The organism is Pseudovibrio sp. JE062, assembly GCF_000156235.1.
Lineage (GTDB): Bacteria > Pseudomonadota > Alphaproteobacteria > Rhizobiales > Stappiaceae > Pseudovibrio.
Map to the genome: position 1 here is coordinate 295,316 of NZ_DS996811.1, position 17,373 is coordinate 312,688.

Genomic DNA, 17,373 nt, shown 5'->3' on the forward strand with positions numbered 1-17,373 from the left:
TTACATTCATGTTTATAAGGGGTGTTAATTGGGGAAGTTCGACCTCACTCCATCACACTGGTCGAATGTGCCTTCTGTACGAAGATAAAAATGAGCGGGGCCAAGCCTTCGCCGACCGAGACCGAAGACATGCAGCAAACTCATACCATGCCGAACCTTCCCGGCGCTAAACTTGCCTTTTCCTGGGAAGCTTTTTTATCCCTCGGCTTTCGTCCGTTTTATATTGCCGGCGCGGCCTATGCAGCCATCAGCGTTCCGCTGTGGGTGGCCTCTATCATCGGGTTTGTAGACATCAACGGCCCGCTGGACGGTGTGCTTTGGCATTCCCATGAGCTGATCTTCGGCTTTGCCGTCGCCATTCTCATCGGCTTTCTTTACACCGCCGTGCAAAACTGGACGGGGCGGAAAACGCCCAACGGCCTTGTGCTGGGTGGATTGCTGGGCATGTGGCTGGCAGCACGAATTCTGTTGTTTGTCGGCAGTGGCCCGCTTGGCTCCCTCGGTCAGATCATTGACCTTCTCTTCCTGCCTCTTGCCGCACTCGGCATAGCCATTCCGCTATATCAGGCGAAAAACACGCGCAACTATTTCACTGTTGCCTTGCTGCTGGTCCTCGCAGTTGGCAACGGACTGTTCCACGCCATTGCGCTGGATATGATCAGCTATGATGGCGCGGATGTGTTCCTGTGGGCCGTGGATGTCTTTGCGATCTTCATCACAGTGATCGGTGGCCGCATCATTCCGCTGTTCACCAACAACGCTCTGGGCGTAAGACGTGCCGTGCGCAGTCAGCGTCTGGAAGACATCATCGGCCTTGGCATGGTGCTGCTGCTGGTCAGCGATATCTATTACGGCCTGACGTATGAAGCCGCGACTGTACGCGCTGTTGGCCTTCTGGTTCTGGCCGGTTTGCACTTCTTCAAAATGGGGCTGTGGCAGCCGCAGATCACCTGGGGCAAGCCGATCCTCTGGATCCTGCCTGTGTCTTACGCCTGGTTACCAATCGCCTTGCTTCTGCGGGCAGGGGCTCTGCTGGACATGCCGTGGGATCAGGTGCTGGCAGTGCATGCCATCACCGTTGGCTCCATGGCTGGCATGATGCTGGCCATGATGACCCGCAGTGCGCTGGGTCACTCCGGTCGGCCACTGGTACCAACATGGGTGGAGATCGCCATCTACTATCTCATCGTCGCCAGCGCTGCGGTGCGGGTGTTCGGCATCCTGCTTTATCCGGAAGGCTACTTCGTGGTGCTTGGCGTTTCCGCGCTGTGCTGGGTGGGCGCCTTTGGCCTGTTCACCGGCAGGTATTGGGGCATTGTCACGCGTCCCCGCTTTTAATCGCTTCTCAAGAAGGCCCGGCACTATCCGGGCCTTTTTCATTTCATATGCAATCAGACTATCAGCATCCCCTAATATATACTTATGCACTGTTGCTGATATATCGCAACGTCAATTTCTTTTTTGATCAAACAGTCAACTTACTTGATTTAACCAGTCAGCCAGCTCAATACTTAAGCGGTTTCTTTATTAGAGATCTTTGATTGCCGATTTGACCCTTTCACATCGAGCCCAATTGCAGACAACCAGATATGACACCGCTTCTGGACCAGAGTATCAGCGATATTTTCCGGACCTTCATGAATGAAGAGCCGCTTGAAAACGCGTTGAAGCAACTGCAGACAAAGTACTCAGAATTTCCCTTTGCCATCAACGTACAGAGCCTGGTGGACAGTCACTACGACTATCGCAAGGTGCTCAACGTGGGCCACACATTCCATTCCACGTTTGACCCGGTGGCTCACTTCAATCCGCTACCAGCCGTGTTCCGCAGCGTGGATATTGAAGGCCCTGTGCGCCCGCATCGTCATTTTCGCAAGGAAGATGTGCATCCGGATTATGTTGGCACGTTCATTGAAGCCAACAACAACATCGACCGTGCCATCACTCTGATGATCGATCGGCAGGATGGTCTGTGTTCTTATGTGAACATCTGTCTGCCGGATGGTGTGAGTGAGAAGGACGAAGATCAGCTCTATGAGGAAGTGAAGTTCCTGCAGCCTTACTTCCGCAACGCATTTCAGCTCGCATTGCAGCGCCGCATGCGCGAAGCGGTGGCGCCGACAAAGGATCTGGGCAAGTTCTGGCTGGAGCAGATGCCCTTTAGCGCGCTGGTGGTGGATGAGCACTGCTGCGTGCAGGTGATGAACGGCCGGGCAGAGCGGCTGCTGAGCAAGCACACCAACCTGCAGCTTGGCCGCTATATGCGCGTTTCCGCCAAGGCACTGGATGAAGCAACAGCGCTGGAAAGCGCCATCAAGCAGAGCATTTACACCAACACGCTGCCGTCACCGGTCATCATCCGCAATGAGTTCGGTCCGAACACGCTGGTCTTCATTCAGCCCATCGAGACCCAGAAGGACGCACCTGACTATCTTTCGCAGTTTTTGGCCAGACCAAAATTCTGTCTTCTCATGGTGTTTGATCCGACCGATTTTGCCGATGTGCCCGATAAGATGATCAGCCATCTGCTGAATCTGACTCCGAAGGAAACCGAGGTTGTGAAGGCGCTGACCAACGGTGCGTCCACGCGAGACGCGGCTGATCTGCTCGGCATTTCTTACAATACAGCGCGGAACCATATAGCAAACGTTTCAAGACGACTGGACGTTGGCTCACAAACGGAGATCGTCCGGCTGGTGATGACGACACTCTCCCGCTACCCCTGGCAGGCCTGATACATTCTCATTCAGGGATTTCCCTCAGTGCCTTGAACACACCCTCTCATTTTCATGCATCTGACATATAGGCGAGAAAAATAATCTGATATTTTCATTAGATATATCAGAGCGTTACCCTTGAATTTTAGAGTTTTATGTTTTTCTGCAGAAAATTAGTGCAATTGCATCAAGTCGCCTCGGAAAATTCTGAGTAAATTTAACTCAGCAAACAAGAGGCGTCGGGAGCACAGGTTTTCGGGGGCAGCCTTGGCACAGAAGGCACACCTTCAGCCGCAATTCGGTCCTTAAGTTTGCTGTTTGGTGGTTTGTTTGCTTGGGAAATAAGCCGCCTGTATTGTTACAAATTATTGCCTAACCGGCTTAGCCTTCCATATTTCAAAAGGCGACGCCGGTCTTTTCTTGCTAAATTGAAGCCACTGGATTGAACGCTGTCATCGCCCATGGCAGAGTGGCTGTCTCCTTGTTCATCACGGTGCTCCTATGACCTCCTCAGATATTTCCGAAGCTCTGACCTTCAACACATTCTCTGCGCTTTTGCAGTCTGGTAAACCAATTGAGGATGCAGAGCTGGACGCCTCGTGGCTGGAGGGGAAGGACCTGCGCGAGGTGGCGTTTCACAACTGCAGCTTTGAGCCGGGCAGTGACTTTAACGGGATCGATTTCCGCGAAAGCAGGTGGAAAGACACGCAGTTCCCGGCCTGCACGTTCAAAAGCTGCGATCTGCGCGACGCCAAGTTTGAAAACTGCAGCTTTTACTACGCCGATACGCGGGCAGGCGGCTGCTTTCGCCATGCAGACCTGAGCAATGTGGAGTTTCACAACTGCGACCTGCGCCTCACCACCTTTCCCTATTCGCAAATGTTCTGCATCACCTTCCAGAACTCCCGTTTGACCGGCGCTTCACTGGAGGGGTGTGATTTTGGCAAGGTTGCGGGCAAACGCGCTTTGAAAACCCGCGCGACTTTCACGGATTGCCAGCTGAACTACGCAACGCTATCTGACCTTGATCTGGAAGAGTGCATCATGACGGATTGCGATCTGACCAGCAGCAATCTGACCAACACCAACCTCACCAATGCAGACCTGAAACGCACCACGCTTTCTGATGCTGAAACCGATGATCTGGATCTCACCTACGCAGATTTGAGAGGCGCTAACCTGGGTGCCATGTTCCTCACCAGCCTGCGCGGCTACCGCGGCATGATGATCTCCGCCAACCAGCAACATCTGCTGCTGCAGGGGCTGGGCATCAAGGTGGATCCGGATTAAGCCCCTCAGAACACAAAAACCCCGCCTCAGATGAGACGGGGTTTTAAGTTCATTGCCCGGAGAGTGTTTTGCTTATTTTGCTAGGCCTTTGATGCGCGCAACCAGATCAGCCAGTTTAGGTGACTTTTCTGCAAGCGCGTCATGCATTGGCAGAACTGCGCTGATGAATGGGCCTTTTTCAACTTCCACAAACTTCACTTCAAGCTTGGTTTTTGCGGCTTCAATCGCTTCAAGGGTCTGCTTGCTGTAAAGATCGCGGTGGAAGTCCATCATCTCACGCGCCGCTGTTTTCAGCGCTTTCTGGCTGTCCGCTTCCAGACCATCCCACACTTTGGTGGAGACCATCAGAACGCCTGGGATCATGGTGTGTTCATCACGGGAGTAGACTTTTGCAACTTCACCGTGACGCACATCAACCAGAGCCTGCGGGTTGTTTTCAGCACCATCAACCACGCCCTGCTGCAGAGCAGAGTACAGCTCGCCGAAGGAGATTGGGGTTGGCGCACCGCCGAGCAGTTCTACCATCTGGATTGCGGATGGTGATGGCTGCACGCGGATCTTCATACCCTTCAGATCAGCCGGGCTGTTGATCGCTTTGTTGGCGTAGAACGAGCGGGAGCCGTCTACCATGAATGCCAGACCAACAAAGCCTTTGTCTTTGGAAGCCATGAAGACGTCTTCAGCAACATCTGAGGTCAGCACTTTGTAATAGTGCTCTTCGCTCTCAAAGATGTAAGGGAGGGTCAACGCGGAGTAAGACTCTTCAAAGGCTTCCATTTCTGCTGCATTGGAACGGGCCATGTCCAGAAGACCGTTCTGCATCAGTTCAACGGATTCACGCTGTGTGCCAAGCTGAGCGTTTGCGAAGATGCGCATTTTAACATCGCCGCCGGAAAGCTCTTTCACACGCTTTGCCATGAACTCCAGAGAGATATGTGCCGGATTGTCAGTCGGCAGGTTGTGGCTGACTTTCAAGGTCTTTGCTTCTGCAACAGTAGCGCCCACCATAAGAGCAGATGTAAGCACAGCACCAATTAAATGAGACTTGCGGAACATTCTTCTAAATTCTCCCTTGAAGTACACAGACAAGAAGCATCTGGTACGGAATTCCCGAATTACGAAATGAGACCGAACTTCCCCTCGGCAACATCTCTTGCTGGTATTTCTGACCAATTTCATTAAAAGGTCAACCAAAATATCAATTCTAGGTGTTGGCACTGACAATTGGTCGCGCTTCTGACAAACTTGGGATTTTAAATAGAATAAAGATGACATGGATCACATAAACTATAGCCTTTCTATGCGACCTATGTTGTTTATGTATTTGTTGCTATATTAAAGCTATCCCAGGCACCAAATCGCTCATATACATCACATACAACTTCATAAAGCTTAGAAATCATTCATATTATTTACAGATCAATTATCAAACACCCGTTGTAATCCATCTGGAAATTGCCGACCAATACGTACTTAGATTTCGAGAAATTCTATAAATAGGTCGACCAAATGATGTAGACAGTCCGCCTCTCGCCACACTGATAGCCCGTGAGATTCGGAAATTCAGCGCAGATTCCCTCTTAAAATAATTGGCTGACCAATATTCAAGATGGCCTTACCTCTGGCAGTGCGCAGGCCTCAGCAATTGTATCAGGGACAATATAAGGGTGCGTAAGATCGGTTTTCCCTCGCATCGCCTCACCAAATAGGAGATATATCAGCTTTCTGATTTATCCCTTTGTGAGGCTCTCCATGACACAGCACTGCGATTTTCTGGTTATCGGCGGCGGCATTGCCGGCATCAGCGCTGCCTCACAGCTGGCTGAGCACGCCAAAACCACTGTGCTGGAAATGGAAGAGGTGATTGGTCACCATTCCACCGGGCGTTCTGCCGCGATTTTCATTCGCAACTACGGCAATGCAGTCATCCGCGCGCTCAATGCCGCTTCTGAGCCAACGCTCATAAACCCGCAGGGCATTTGCGACAGCTCCGTCCTTTCCTTGCGCGGCCTGTTGATGTTGGCGGAAGTGGGTCAAGAAGATCAGCTAGAAACCTTCGAAGAGGATGCCGTTGGCCTGGAAACCCGCAGCGCAGAGCAGGCGTTGGAGATGGTGCCGATCCTTGATCCGGATAAAGTGTCCTCCGCCCTTTATGAGCCCAATGCCTTCGATATCGACGTGGACCGCCTGTTTCAGGGCTACGCCCGCCTGCTCAAATCCCGTGGCGGAGAGATCGTGCTCTCCGCTCCTGCCACAACAATCGAGCGCGTCAATGATCTCTGGCAGGTCACCACACCCAAGGGCGTGTTCACCGCACCTGTTCTGATCAACGCTGCTGGCGCGTGGGCGGATAAGATTGCAGAGCTTGCGGGTGTCACTACCGTAGGCCTGACGCCGAAGCGCCGCACCGCCGCCATTCTGCCCTTGCCGGAGGGTATAGACAGCAGCAAATGGCCTCTGTTTGAAGGCGCAGCGGAACCATTTTACGCCAAACCTGAAGCGGGCAAGCTACTCGTTTCACCCGTCGATGCTGATCCTGTTGAGCCGCATGACGCCTTCGTGGACGACATGGTGCTCGCAGAAGGGCTCTATCGGTTTGAAAATGCCGTCAACTTCCCCGTCACACGCGTGGAACACAGCTGGGCCGGCTTGCGCAGCTTTGTTGAAGACCGCAGCCCAGTTGTCGGCTTTGCGCCAGATGCAGACGGCTTCTTCTGGCTGGCCGCTCAAGGCGGTTATGGCATCCAGACTAGCCCGGCCCTTTCCCGCCTCACCGCAGACCTCTGCCTCAATCGCCCCTCCGAATTGCCGGAGGAGATCGTGGCAGCTCTTTCACCACACCGTTTTACGTAAAAGCATAGGACTACCCCATGTCTGACATTACCCGTCTGAACAAAGGCCCACGCATGAGCCAGGCCGTCATTTACAACGGCATCGTGCATCTTTCCGGTCAGGTCGACACCAACGGCAAAACCGCCGCCGATCAGACCCGCGCTATTCTGGCAAACATCGAAACACTGCTGGAAGAAGCCGGATCCAACAAATCCCGCATCCTGCAAGCCACCATCTGGCTGAACGATGTTGCTGACTTTGACGAGATGAACTCCGTCTGGGACGCATGGGTTGACCCGCAAAACCCACCAGCCCGCGCCTGCGGCGAATGCAAACTCGCCCTCAACAGCCTCAAAGTAGAAATCCTCATCACAGCCGCCACGGCTTGATTGAGCAGAACACTAACCTCAGAGAGGGGACATTGTCTTTCTCTCTGAGATCTATAAGCGGCCATCCGAATAGAGCTCCAGAAGCGCGAGGAGGGTGGCGTAGAGCCAGATTGTGATAGGCAAGCCGAGGGCGTAGAGGATGCCTGTCGTGAGAAGTTTGGCCGATGCGTGCCTGTGCGCGGTATCCTGACTGCGCCCGAAAGCAGGTGTTAGAACAGCGAGCTTATGTCTCTTGCCGAAAGAGTGCTTTCGAAGCAGGTCATATTCTGGCTTCTGAGTGATCTTGTAAAAGGTGAAGAGGCTGCCGATACAGATCAGGAAGATGCCAATATAGAGCGCGGCGTCCATTTCTTGGTTTTCTCCCTGCAGCCAGTTATCTCTGAGAGCCTATTCTTCGAGTGCAATCCGTTCATGTAGAATGCCACATGCGTGGAGGAGGGGGATAAGTTCTGTCACAGATCAGAGATTATAAAGGTAATCGGCCAGTCATATAGAAGTAAACGAAATCCAGAAGATAAGAATAGCCCAATATCCCGAAAAAAGCGCCAAACGCATGAGCAAGACCAATCCTGGCCAGCTTCACATAGGTGGGCTTCAGCGCAGGCTCTTTGTTGTACCAAAATGCGGGCAGCAGGAAGGCGAAATTCAGATTACGCGCGAGATTGCGCTTTCTCAGCTCTTCGTATTCTGGCCTCTGACGGATCTTGTGAAACGAGTAGATAGTTCCAGCGAAAATCACGATTATTCCGATGTACCGTAAAGCATCTATCATCTGATTTGTCTTATGCCCCTGAGCAAGCCAACTTATGCCCGCGCCGTGAAGCACCGTAGCGTTGGTCTTTTAATTCGGTGAAGGGCGCCCTTAGCACATATGCAAAGAGCAATCATCAGCAAAGCACGGCCTATCACGGTACAGTAGCGAGATCTTACCGTGGTGGAGTGGTACGCCGCCTTCTTTGAGGGCTGTTTTCAGCCGGATTTCACATTGCAACGCATAAAAACGCAAAATTTTGCATAGTAACGCACAGAATAACGCAGGTGCGCACGTGCTGGTTCGTGATCTACACACAGGGTTGCTTCTATGTCAGGTTGTCGCATCCGCCGAAGTGATGAACTGGTATATCTAACTTCTACTAGAGACTAAGATATAAATATATTTCAGTTAAACTGCCACTTTGGGCACAGTTTTCCTCTTCCCACCTTAAGAGCAAATGCAAGTATAAACCGCAATAAACTGCCGAAAACGAGGTTTATACTCACCGTCGCTCTTATATATGTGAACTATATTGAGATTCATTCAATTTCACTTATCCACCTCGTTCTTTAGTTTGAGCTCAAACACTTGGGTAAAGGTTTCATTCTGGCGTTCAGATAGTGCTTTACCCTACTGGGATTTGAACGGGGTCCATTTTAAAGATGAAGGGATTCCGAAGTTTTTAGGAGAGACTTGCAGTTTACGCCAAGGAGCTTAACCTGCCTTGCGAACGAGATTGCTCAAAGAGATTCCTTTGGTCAGTTCGATAAAGTTTAGGGCCTTTGGTGCATTGCACAAAAACGGAACCAGCCACTACGCTGGGAAAGAGAACAAAAACGATTGGAACAGTTGGTAACGAGCGATTTCTGCTGGAAACCTATTTAACAGGCAAGAGGTTAGAACATGATCATAGGGGCTGCCAAGGAAGTCCTTGACGGGGAACGTCGGGTCGCGTTGACGCCGGACAGCGCCCGACAGCTGCAAAAGCTGGGATACGAGTGCGCTATTGAATCCGGTGCAGGTGAAGCTGCAAACTTCTCAGACAAAGATTACACAGAGGCTGACGTAAAGGTTATTGCAGACGCAAAAACGCTCTGGGAAACCTCTGATATTGTTATCAAAGTCCGTCCGCCCGAAACTTCTGAACTGGAACTGACACACGAAGGACAAACCGTCATCAGCTTCTTCTGGCCAGCCCAGAATGGTGAGCTCCTTCAGCAGTTTGCCGATAAGAAGGTGAACGTGCTGGCGATGGACATGGTGCCGCGTATTTCCCGCGCGCAGAAGATGGATGCCCTGTCATCCATGGCCAACATCGCCGGTTATCGCGCTGTTATTGAAGCTGGTAACAACTTCGGTCGCTTCTTCACCGGTCAGATCACCGCTGCCGGTAAAGTGCCGCCAGCCAAAGTGCTCGTCATCGGCGCTGGCGTTGCCGGCCTTGCCGCAATCGGCGCGTCCACATCTCTGGGCGCAATCACTCTGGCTTTCGACGTTCGCCCGGAAGTGGCTGAGCAGGTCGAGTCCATGGGCGCTGAGTTCGTTTATCTGGACTTTGAGGAAGAGCAGCAGGACGGTGCAGCCACAGGCGGCTATGCTTCTGTTTCTTCACCAGAATTCCGCGAAGCACAGCTGGCGAAGTTCCGTGAGCTGGCACCGGAAGTCGACATCGTCATCACCACAGCTCTGATCCCAGGCCGCGATGCGCCTGAGCTCTGGACCGAGGACATGGTCCAGTCCATGAAGCCGGGTTCCGTGATTGTCGACCTTGCTGCTGAAAAGGGTGGCAACTGCAAACTGACCAAGATGGACGAGAAGATCGTCACCGAGAACGGCATCACCGTAATCGGTTACACTGACTTCCCATCCCGCATGGCAACGCAGTCGTCTACGCTGTACGCAACCAACATCCGTCACATGATGACAGACTTGACCCCTGAGAAGGACGGTCAGATCAACATCGACATGGAAGACGATGTGATCCGCGGTGCAACAGCAACCAAGGCTGGGGAAATCACCTTCCCGCCGCCAAAGCCGAAAATCGCTGCGATTGCCGCGCAAAAGCCGAAGGAAAAAGCACCGGAGCTCACACCGGAAGAACGCCGTGCAGCTGAAGTTGCGGCCTTCAAAGACCAGACCAAGAAGCAGGTTGCTCTGCTTGCTGGTGGTGGCGCGTTACTGCTGCTCGTTGGCCTTGTTGCGCCAGCTAGCTTCATGCAGCACTTCATCGTGTTTGTTCTGGCGTGTTTCGTTGGCTTCCAGGTTATCTGGGGCGTTGCACACTCTCTGCATACTCCGCTGATGGCTGTTACCAACGCGATTTCTTCCATCGTTATCTTGGGTGCACTGTTGCAAATCGGGTCTGGCAGCTGGCTTGTCATTCTCCTTGCTGCTGTTTCAGTCTTTATGGCTGGTATCAACATCTTCGGTGGCTTCCTCGTAACCCGGCGCATGCTCGCCATGTTCCAGAAGTCTTAAGGGGGCCGGTACTATGGAATTTGGTTTCACTACCGCCGCTTATGTTGTTGCGGCTGTTCTCTTCATTCTGTCTCTGGGCGGTCTGTCCGGTCAGGAAAGTGCTAAACGTGCTGTATGGTACGGTATCGCGGGTATGGCGCTGGCTGTTTTTGCCACGCTTATCGGCCCGGGTTCTGGCCTCTGGCTGCTCTCCGTCATCCTGATCGCTGCTGGCGGCGTGATTGGTTACTACGTGGCACAACGTGTGCAGATGACCGAAATGCCTCAGTTGGTCGCTGCCATGCACTCGCTGGTTGGTCTGGCTGCTGTGTTCGTTGGCTTTAACGCTGATATCGAGCTGGGCCGTGTTCTTGCAATGGACGACACTGCACGTAAAGCACTGGAAGGTTTTGCTGCGGTGCTGGCGAAAAAGACTAGCGTCGAAGTTTCCATTCTTCGCGTAGAAGTATTCCTTGGCGTGTTCATTGGTGCGGTTACCTTCACCGGTTCTGTCGTTGCATTCGGCAAACTGGCTGGTAAGCTCAACTCCAAGGCGATTAAACTGCCGGGCGGTCATGCGCTGAACGCAGGTGCTGCGATTGCTTCCATTATTCTGGGCATCATGTACTTCAACGATGCAGGTATCTGGACTCTGATCCTGATGACTCTGCTGGCATTCTTCATCGGTTACCATTTAATCATGGGTATCGGTGGCGCAGATATGCCTGTTGTTGTGTCCATGCTGAACTCCTACTCAGGTTGGGCAGCAGCAGCGATCGGCTTCTCCCTTGGCAACGATCTTCTCATCGTTGTGGGTGCGCTCGTTGGTTCTTCTGGTGCAATTCTCTCTTACATCATGTGTAAGGCGATGAACCGCCACTTCGTCTCCGTTATTCTGGGTGGCTTTGGTAACACCTCTGGTCCTGCTCAGGAAATCGAAGGCGAGATGGTTCCAACGGATACCGACTTCGTTGCAGAAACCCTTTCTGAAGCTGACAGCATCGTTATCGTACCAGGTTACGGCATGGCTGTTGCTCAGGCACAGCAGTCCGTTTCTGAGCTGACCAAGCGTCTGCGTGACAAAGGCAAAAACGTCCGCTTTGCAATCCACCCGGTTGCAGGTCGTCTGCCAGGTCACATGAACGTTCTGCTGGCTGAAGCGAAAGTACCTTATGACATCGTTCTGGAAATGGACGAGATCAACGATGACTTCCCGGATACAGATGTTGTGATCATCATCGGTGCAAACGACATCGTGAACCCGGCTGCTCAGGAAGATCCAAACTCCCCAATCGCTGGCATGCCAGTTCTGGAAGTCTGGAAAGCCAAGCACGTGTTCATCTCCAAGCGTGGTCAGGGCACCGGTTACTCCGGTATCGAGAACCCACTGTTCTACAAGGAAAACTCCCGCATGTACTACGGTGATGCAAAGTCTTCCATGGACGCCCTGCTCGGCAAAATCAGCTAAGCTGAACCAGAGTTGAAACAAAGAACCCCGGAGTGTGATGAACACTCCGGGGTTTTTCTTTTAGCAAAAGAGAGACGAACTCTATTTCACTTGAACCTTGTAGGTGTCGCCGTAGTAGTTCAAGGCGCTACCCTGAGTATATCGCGGCATAGAATACTTGGTTGAAAATTCATCTGGGCCACGGTACCCTTTCTTCGGAGTATAGATGATGTCTACCCCCTTGAATTTCTTATTGGAACAGCGCTTTCCTTTTGGCGGACTCCATGTAGCCCTTACAATCTTAACTGTCCCATGTTTTGGCTTCTTTTTTAGTTTCACCTGAGCAATAGGACCCGACGTACACTGCTGGGCGTTGTAATAGAAATGTTTGTTTACAATCGTCGATCTGTTTGCGCGCACATCGCCCGAATGTGTTTCGGCAGCTGCAGTACCAACTCCCGCAATTAAAAATGCTGCACCGGCAATATACTTAATCATATCAATTCCCCATCAATCCTGGCACGCCTGTAAGCTCATTCAGCTTTAGGCAATCCAACCACTAAAAGCTAATGCCCGCAATTTTAATCAAGCACAACCGTATGGGGTAGATATACGCATGTATATGATATCGATCAGGAACGCGTAGTTCTGGTGCAACGCGTTCCTGTATCTCTTACTGACAGCCCAGCTTCTCAAGCAGTTCTGGACTCGCGTCTGCTGTGGAGTCACCGCCGAGCTTACCCTCATAACCGCAGAGGCGGACTTTGGCGGTTTCGTCGATCATGTCGGGTTGATCGGTGAAGGCGACCATGCCGGAGCCGAGGAGGGTGTAAAGGCCCTTGGAGGTTGGTGGAGACAAGTAGCCTTCCGCCTGAACCAGGCCGACTTTGCCGTCGAAGATGCCGGTTTCCAAAGAAGTGGCTCGGATGCTGCCAGCTTCAGGAATGCCAGTCACCCGAATGACATCACCAGATTCCACGTGTTGCGGAATGATGCCTGCGATCAAGGTGTTCCCGATCTGAGGCACGTTGCTGGCGCCGACGGAAAGGTTGCTGCCAATGATCACGGCGGACTGGCGTGGTGGAACCACTTCAACGCGCGTTGCGACCACATCTTCGTCTTGCCAGAGACCGCTGATCGCAACCCAGTCACCTTGCTTCACAGTAGTCGCAACGGACAGCGGAACATGGACAGCCGTTCCCATGATCTCAAAGGTTCTACCGGTCTCATCAGCGCTGATTTCTGAGACTGGACCGATGATCGGCAAAATGCGCCGGATGCTTTGGGCTTCCCAGTTAGCACCGGCCAGATCCGCCACAACTGCGACCGTATCTCCCGGCACCAACTGTGCGGCGGTGAGGGGGCCAAGTTCGTTTTTCACCGGCAGGTCAGCAGGGAAGGTGATCCGCTGCTCGTTGACGATGATACTGCCAAGGCGTGTGATCGTACCGACAATGCCGGTCCCCAAAATACCGCCTTCACGCTCCTCTTCTGCATGTCCTGCAGCTGGAGCGATTAGAAAACTGGACGCAATCAGAGCGGAAAGTGTGTGCCTCCAAACCATCATGCAGCCGCCTCATCAGAGGACGGCTTTTTTGGAAGGACGTAGGCCCCAAAGGCAAAACGGCCATTTGCGGTCTGTTCCGCATCATTCATCTGCATCTCCCTCGCCAGAGCGTTGACTTCTTCCAAAAGCATCTGGGCTTTCTCTTGCGTCAGCCTGTTCAGCTTCTCAACTGACTCATCAGATAAATGTGAGTAGCGCAGGATTCGATCAAAATTGAGGGAGGTTCCTTCAGGAGCAATTAAGTTGTGGGTAGCCGCTGTCAGATGGGTGGAAAGCGTCGCCTGATAGGCCGCGACCTGTTCTGCACTTCCAGCAGCCGGAAGTAAGGCATGAGTCAATAAACGATAAAATCCGTCATCTAATTCCGTAACGACACCTTGTTCAATAAGCGCTTCCAGAACCGTTCCCGGCGCCATATCTGCGCGCGTCAAACGCACAAGTTCATCAAAGCCCGGTTCCTTTTCACTCCCGTGCCGAGGCAGGTCGCGCGGCGTTCCTTCACTGCTTTGAAACTCCGGCGCGGTGGCCCAATAGCTGATGGCGAGCGCAGAGGCATTAACGGATTTCTTAAGAGAACCGCCGTTTTCGTCGGTTCGTAACCGTTTGACATCCTTACGATGAATTCCGGTCTTCAGGCTAACCCGACTGTCTGTCGTTTTGCCTGGGGTTTCCTCCAGTGCGGCTTGCAGCAGGGCGCGTTTTAAGGCCTCGGTCGCTGGCCCGATTGTGACGCCACGCGCCACCATCGCTTTCGCCAGCGGGGCAAGAAGCGCTGTGAGGGCAGTCTCAAAAGGGTCTGTTTGCTCGGGACTCATTTCCGTTTCCTGTGCTGTCCAGTTCTCTAATCATTACACCAAAATTTTTCATCCTACGAATTCGTTACTGCTTGTTGAACACTTGTTATACTCAAATGGGAATTTTTCCCATTATCTAGAATGAGTGTTTATCACCATAAGAGGGACTCGCCATGCGGGATATTGCTGCAGATTATCTAAATGACATTCGGCCAGTGTTTCCGGCCATGCCAAAACTGGCAGGGGTTGCACCACGCAATCCGCTTCTGTCGGCATTGAGCGATTTTGATCAGGAACGTTTTCTGGAATTTGGATGGGGACCAGAAACCGCGCCACGCTTTCCAACCATCATTTCCGCAATGAACCACTTTATGGCTGCACAGCCAAATGCCATCGCTGCTGAGTATCAGGGAGAGGAGATCAGCTACGGTGCATTGAACATTGCTGCCAATCGGCTGGCCAACACGCTGGTTCAGCACGGTGTAAAGCGTGGAGACGCCGTTTGTCTCTACCTACACCGTTCCATTCCAATGATCGTGGGCATTGTCGCCGCCCTTCGTGTTGGCGCTGCTTACATTCCGCAACACGTGGGCGTTGCTCCGGAAAAGACGCTGAGCCACATCGCCAATATCACGGGCGCGAAAGTCATCCTGACACTGCGCGAGTTGCGCGAGCAGGTGCCTGTCGCAGAAGGGCAAACGCTCATTTCCATTGAAGATGTGATGGAAGATGACGCACTGCCAACCATGCCACCATTGGGAGAGCAGTACAAAACTCAGCCTGATGACCTTTGCATGATCCTGTTCACCTCTGGCACCACAGGTGTTCCAAACGGCGTTCAGGTCACACACAAAAACCTATGTAACATTCTACAAACCGGACCGGGTGACCTAGGTATGCGTCCGGGGTTGCGGGTGGGTCAAATTCTCTCCATTGCCTTTGATATGGCGGCCTGGGAAACTCTTGGTGCAATCTCCAACGGTGCAACGCTCGTCATTCGCGGCAAGAGCATTCAGGAGACAGCAGAGAAAGTGGATGTGTTGATCGCAACACCGTCCATTTTGAACTCCCTTGACCATTCCCGTTGCCAGCAAGTGCAGACCGCCGCTGTTGCCGGTGAGCCTTGCCCGCGTCCACTGGCGGATGCGTGGAGCAGTTTCTGCCGGTTCTACAACTCTTGTGGCCCGACTGAGACCACCATCATCAACACAGCAGAACCGCACTATCCGGGCAAGGAAGTGCTGTCCATCGGTCGCCCGACACCAAACAACACGGTCTACGTTCTGGATGAAAATCTGCGCCCTGTTGCCATTGGTGAAAAAGGTGAGATGTGGGCCGGTGGTGATTGTGTGACCGCTGGCTACCTCGCCAATCCGGAACTGACACTGGATCGGTATCGTCCGGACCCATTCCGTCCCGGCCACATGATGTTCCGCACCAAAGACCTTGGTCGCTGGACCAATACCGGTGAGCTGGAACACTTCGGGCGCGTTGATGATCTGGTGAAAATCCGCGGCTTCCGTGTGGAGTTGGATGGGGTTTCTAACACATTGGAAGCAACGGAAGGCTGTGATCAGGCCGTCACGCTCAAGTTCGATAGTCGCAATCTGGTGGCCTTTGTCAGCCCTGCGAACGTGAGCACAGAAGATGCCGCTCAGTCTGTGAAAGACAAACTTCCTTACTATTGCAGTCCAACGCTGATCCTTGCCATGGATGAGCTGCCTCGCACGCCACGCGGCAAGTTGGACAAACGCCTGCTGTTGAAGCTGGCACAAGACCATATTGACGCTCAGGGTGTGGAGTTAAATTAATGACCATTGAAGCAACAGCTGCCGAAACGCGCAGCTACAACTGGCGCCGTGTAACCCGCCATCCATCCTTGATGGAATACAACCGACTTGTCGTGCTCGTTGCGGTGGTCAACATTGCAGTCTTTATTGCGGGCTTGCAGGATGGCCGCTGGTTCTCTGAAACCGGCTTTGCGCTTGGCGCCATTGCAGATATGGCGTTGATCAACTTGTCTTTGGGCATTCTGATCCGCCAGCAACGGGTGGTGAATGCTCTGTTCTGGCTGGCGACCCGCGTTCCAACCAGTTGGCCACTTTGGATCCGCTGGGGCGCGGGCAAAGTGTTCCACTTTGGCGGACTTCATTCCAGCAGCACCGTATCCGGCACAATCTGGTTTGGCTTCCTGCTTTACGCGATGGTGGCAAATCGTATTGAGGGTGCAGCTCTGCCATCAGACCAGACGCTTGCTTTGAGCGGCGCCATGGTTGCGCTGATGGTTCTGCTGATCATCACCGCTCAAGGTGGGTTCCGGGCACGCTATCACAACACCTTTGAAAAGGTACACCGCTTTGTGGGCTGGACTGTTCTGGGTCTTTTCTGGGCACAGACGATCTCCATCACGCAGGATACAGGTGGCGTGCTGCTGGAAACTCCAGCCTTCTGGATGCTCTGCCTGATCACGCTTTCCATCATCTCCCCATGGCTGACACTGAAGCGTGTGAAGGTGGATGTTGTTAAGCCGTCCAACCATGCGGTTCTGGCAAAGTTCAACTACGGAGACACTCCATTCCCGGGCAGCTCCAACGCTATCAGCCACACACCGTTTGGCGAGTACCATGCCTTCGCCAATATCCCATCTCCGCATGAGCCGGGGTATCGCCTCGCGATCAGCCGGGCAGGGGACTGGACCGGTGAGTTTATTGAAAACCCACCAAGCCATGTCTGGGTAAAAGGCATCACCACCTCAGGTGTGGCTCGTATTGAAGTCCTGTTCAAGAAGGTGGTCTACGTAGGAACAGGCTCTGGCATTGGCCCTATCGTGCCGCATTTGCTTGCAGGCAAAGTCCCGAACAAGGTGATTTGGTCGACGCGCAATCCGCGTAAAACCTACGGCGATGCTTTCGTTGATGAGATTATGTCCAGCACGGAAGATCCTGTCATCTGGGATACGGATGCCCAGGGTAAGCCGGACCTGACAGCTCTCACGATGAAGGCAGTACAGGAGAGTGGGGCGGAGGCCGTGATTGTGATCTCCAACCAGAAACTGACCCGCAAACTCGTTCATGACATGGAAAGCCTCGGCATTCCTGCCTATGGCGCAATCTGGGATAGCTGATC

The 17,373-nt window shown here is 52.9% G+C and carries 15 protein-coding genes; 10 read left to right on the forward strand and 5 right to left on the reverse strand.

All coding sequences use genetic code 11. The features are described 5' to 3' along the window. The first annotated feature begins 90 nt into the window (after nucleotides 1-90). From PJE062_RS18175 to PJE062_RS18185, 3 genes are all read left to right on the forward strand, one after another. The gene (locus PJE062_RS18175; RefSeq protein WP_008550835.1) at nucleotides 91-1,338 is read left to right on the forward strand and encodes an NnrS family protein; all 1,248 of its coding nucleotides are present in this window, start codon (nucleotides 91-93) and stop codon (nucleotides 1,336-1,338) included. Nucleotides 1,339-1,589: 251 nt separating this feature from the next. After that, the gene (locus tag PJE062_RS18180) at nucleotides 1,590-2,735 is read left to right on the forward strand and encodes a helix-turn-helix transcriptional regulator (protein ID WP_008551202.1); all 1,146 of its coding nucleotides are present in this window, start codon (nucleotides 1,590-1,592) and stop codon (nucleotides 2,733-2,735) included. Between the two features lie 483 nt (nucleotides 2,736-3,218). After that, on the forward strand, nucleotides 3,219-4,007 hold the full coding sequence (locus tag PJE062_RS18185) for a pentapeptide repeat-containing protein (protein ID WP_008551044.1): 789 nt from the start codon (nucleotides 3,219-3,221) through the stop codon (nucleotides 4,005-4,007). A gap of 72 nt (nucleotides 4,008-4,079) precedes the next feature. On the opposite strand, the gene PJE062_RS18190 is transcribed toward PJE062_RS18185, so the two are convergent. Next, nucleotides 4,080-5,063, reverse strand: coding sequence for a TRAP transporter substrate-binding protein (locus PJE062_RS18190; RefSeq protein WP_008551186.1), 984 nt, complete (start codon nucleotides 5,061-5,063; stop codon nucleotides 4,080-4,082). A 696-nt stretch (nucleotides 5,064-5,759) separates the two neighbouring features. Between PJE062_RS18190 and PJE062_RS18195 the strand changes: the two genes are divergently transcribed. Continuing rightward, entirely contained in the window at nucleotides 5,760-6,860 is a 1,101-nt protein-coding gene (locus tag PJE062_RS18195; RefSeq protein ID WP_008551109.1) for an FAD-binding oxidoreductase, read from the forward strand. A gap of 17 nt (nucleotides 6,861-6,877) precedes the next feature. Next, nucleotides 6,878-7,228: a RidA family protein gene (locus tag PJE062_RS18200; RefSeq protein WP_008551156.1), complete on the forward strand. Its 351-nt coding sequence runs from the start codon at nucleotides 6,878-6,880 to the stop codon at nucleotides 7,226-7,228. Nucleotides 7,229-7,279: 51 nt separating this feature from the next. On the opposite strand, the gene PJE062_RS18205 is transcribed toward PJE062_RS18200, so the two are convergent. Then, nucleotides 7,280-7,576 (reverse strand): hypothetical protein, encoded by a 297-nt coding sequence (locus PJE062_RS18205; RefSeq protein WP_037037573.1) that lies wholly within the window; start codon nucleotides 7,574-7,576, stop codon nucleotides 7,280-7,282. A 205-nt stretch (nucleotides 7,577-7,781) separates the two neighbouring features. On the opposite strand from PJE062_RS18205, the gene PJE062_RS26400 reads away from it, so the two are divergent. The 3 genes from PJE062_RS26400 (at nucleotide 7,782) to PJE062_RS18220 (ending at nucleotide 11,907) form a co-directional block, all read left to right on the forward strand. Further along, nucleotides 7,782-7,988: a hypothetical protein gene (locus PJE062_RS26400; protein WP_157039226.1), complete on the forward strand. Its 207-nt coding sequence runs from the start codon at nucleotides 7,782-7,784 to the stop codon at nucleotides 7,986-7,988. Between the two features lie 897 nt (nucleotides 7,989-8,885). Further along, entirely contained in the window at nucleotides 8,886-10,460 is a 1,575-nt protein-coding gene (locus PJE062_RS18215; RefSeq protein ID WP_008551193.1) for a Re/Si-specific NAD(P)(+) transhydrogenase subunit alpha, read from the forward strand. A 13-nt stretch (nucleotides 10,461-10,473) separates the two neighbouring features. Beyond that, nucleotides 10,474-11,907 carry an NAD(P)(+) transhydrogenase (Re/Si-specific) subunit beta gene (locus PJE062_RS18220; protein ID WP_008551195.1) on the forward strand — a complete coding sequence of 478 codons (1,434 nt, stop codon included), beginning with the start codon at nucleotides 10,474-10,476 and terminating at the stop codon, nucleotides 11,905-11,907. A gap of 81 nt (nucleotides 11,908-11,988) precedes the next feature. Here PJE062_RS18220 and PJE062_RS18225 read toward each other — a convergent pair whose 3' ends face one another. From PJE062_RS18225 to PJE062_RS18235, 3 genes are all read right to left on the reverse strand, one after another. Next, nucleotides 11,989-12,384 (reverse strand): hypothetical protein, encoded by a 396-nt coding sequence (locus tag PJE062_RS18225; RefSeq protein ID WP_037037577.1) that lies wholly within the window; start codon nucleotides 12,382-12,384, stop codon nucleotides 11,989-11,991. Nucleotides 12,385-12,559: 175 nt separating this feature from the next. After that, nucleotides 12,560-13,453: a DUF5666 domain-containing protein gene (locus tag PJE062_RS18230; RefSeq protein WP_008551138.1), complete on the reverse strand. Its 894-nt coding sequence runs from the start codon at nucleotides 13,451-13,453 to the stop codon at nucleotides 12,560-12,562. Beyond that, nucleotides 13,450-14,268, reverse strand: a complete 819-nt coding sequence (locus tag PJE062_RS18235) for a DUF6502 family protein (RefSeq protein WP_008551242.1) — start codon at nucleotides 14,266-14,268, stop codon at nucleotides 13,450-13,452. Before PJE062_RS18235 ends, PJE062_RS18230 begins: the two co-directional genes overlap by 4 nt. Nucleotides 14,269-14,420: 152 nt before the next feature. Here PJE062_RS18235 and PJE062_RS18240 point away from each other — a divergent pair, with 152 nt between their 5' ends. Both PJE062_RS18240 and PJE062_RS18245 read left to right on the forward strand, forming a co-directional pair. Beyond that, the gene (locus tag PJE062_RS18240; protein ID WP_008551189.1) at nucleotides 14,421-16,058 is read left to right on the forward strand and encodes an AMP-binding protein; all 1,638 of its coding nucleotides are present in this window, start codon (nucleotides 14,421-14,423) and stop codon (nucleotides 16,056-16,058) included. Continuing rightward, nucleotides 16,058-17,371 carry a membrane protein gene (locus PJE062_RS18245; protein WP_008550948.1) on the forward strand — a complete coding sequence of 438 codons (1,314 nt, stop codon included), beginning with the start codon at nucleotides 16,058-16,060 and terminating at the stop codon, nucleotides 17,369-17,371. The genes PJE062_RS18240 and PJE062_RS18245 overlap by 1 nt, the downstream gene beginning before the upstream one ends. The last annotated feature ends 2 nt before the right edge of the window (nucleotides 17,372-17,373 follow it).

What these genes read in the sequence shown, in the direction of transcription:
- PJE062_RS18240 (WP_008551189.1), top strand. Translation starts at nt 14,421, where the DNA reads ATGCGGGATATTGCTGCAGATTATCTAAATGACATTCGGCCAGTGTTT.
- PJE062_RS18175 (WP_008550835.1), top strand. Translation starts at nt 91, where the DNA reads ATGAGCGGGGCCAAGCCTTCGCCGACCGAGACCGAAGACATGCAGCAA.
- PJE062_RS18200 (WP_008551156.1), top strand. Translation starts at nt 6,878, where the DNA reads ATGTCTGACATTACCCGTCTGAACAAAGGCCCACGCATGAGCCAGGCC.
- PJE062_RS18230 (WP_008551138.1), bottom strand. Translation starts at nt 13,453, where the DNA reads ATGATGGTTTGGAGGCACACACTTTCCGCTCTGATTGCGTCCAGTTTT.
- PJE062_RS18225 (WP_037037577.1), bottom strand. Translation starts at nt 12,384, where the DNA reads ATGATTAAGTATATTGCCGGTGCAGCATTTTTAATTGCGGGAGTTGGT.
- PJE062_RS18195 (WP_008551109.1), top strand. Translation starts at nt 5,760, where the DNA reads ATGACACAGCACTGCGATTTTCTGGTTATCGGCGGCGGCATTGCCGGC.
- PJE062_RS18215 (WP_008551193.1), top strand. Translation starts at nt 8,886, where the DNA reads ATGATCATAGGGGCTGCCAAGGAAGTCCTTGACGGGGAACGTCGGGTC.
- PJE062_RS18220 (WP_008551195.1), top strand. Translation starts at nt 10,474, where the DNA reads ATGGAATTTGGTTTCACTACCGCCGCTTATGTTGTTGCGGCTGTTCTC.
- PJE062_RS18245 (WP_008550948.1), top strand. Translation starts at nt 16,058, where the DNA reads ATGACCATTGAAGCAACAGCTGCCGAAACGCGCAGCTACAACTGGCGC.
- PJE062_RS18235 (WP_008551242.1), bottom strand. Translation starts at nt 14,268, where the DNA reads ATGAGTCCCGAGCAAACAGACCCTTTTGAGACTGCCCTCACAGCGCTT.
- PJE062_RS18185 (WP_008551044.1), top strand. Translation starts at nt 3,219, where the DNA reads ATGACCTCCTCAGATATTTCCGAAGCTCTGACCTTCAACACATTCTCT.
- PJE062_RS18180 (WP_008551202.1), top strand. Translation starts at nt 1,590, where the DNA reads ATGACACCGCTTCTGGACCAGAGTATCAGCGATATTTTCCGGACCTTC.
- PJE062_RS18205 (WP_037037573.1), bottom strand. Translation starts at nt 7,576, where the DNA reads ATGGACGCCGCGCTCTATATTGGCATCTTCCTGATCTGTATCGGCAGC.
- PJE062_RS26400 (WP_157039226.1), top strand. Translation starts at nt 7,782, where the DNA reads ATGAGCAAGACCAATCCTGGCCAGCTTCACATAGGTGGGCTTCAGCGC.
- PJE062_RS18190 (WP_008551186.1), bottom strand. Translation starts at nt 5,063, where the DNA reads ATGTTCCGCAAGTCTCATTTAATTGGTGCTGTGCTTACATCTGCTCTT.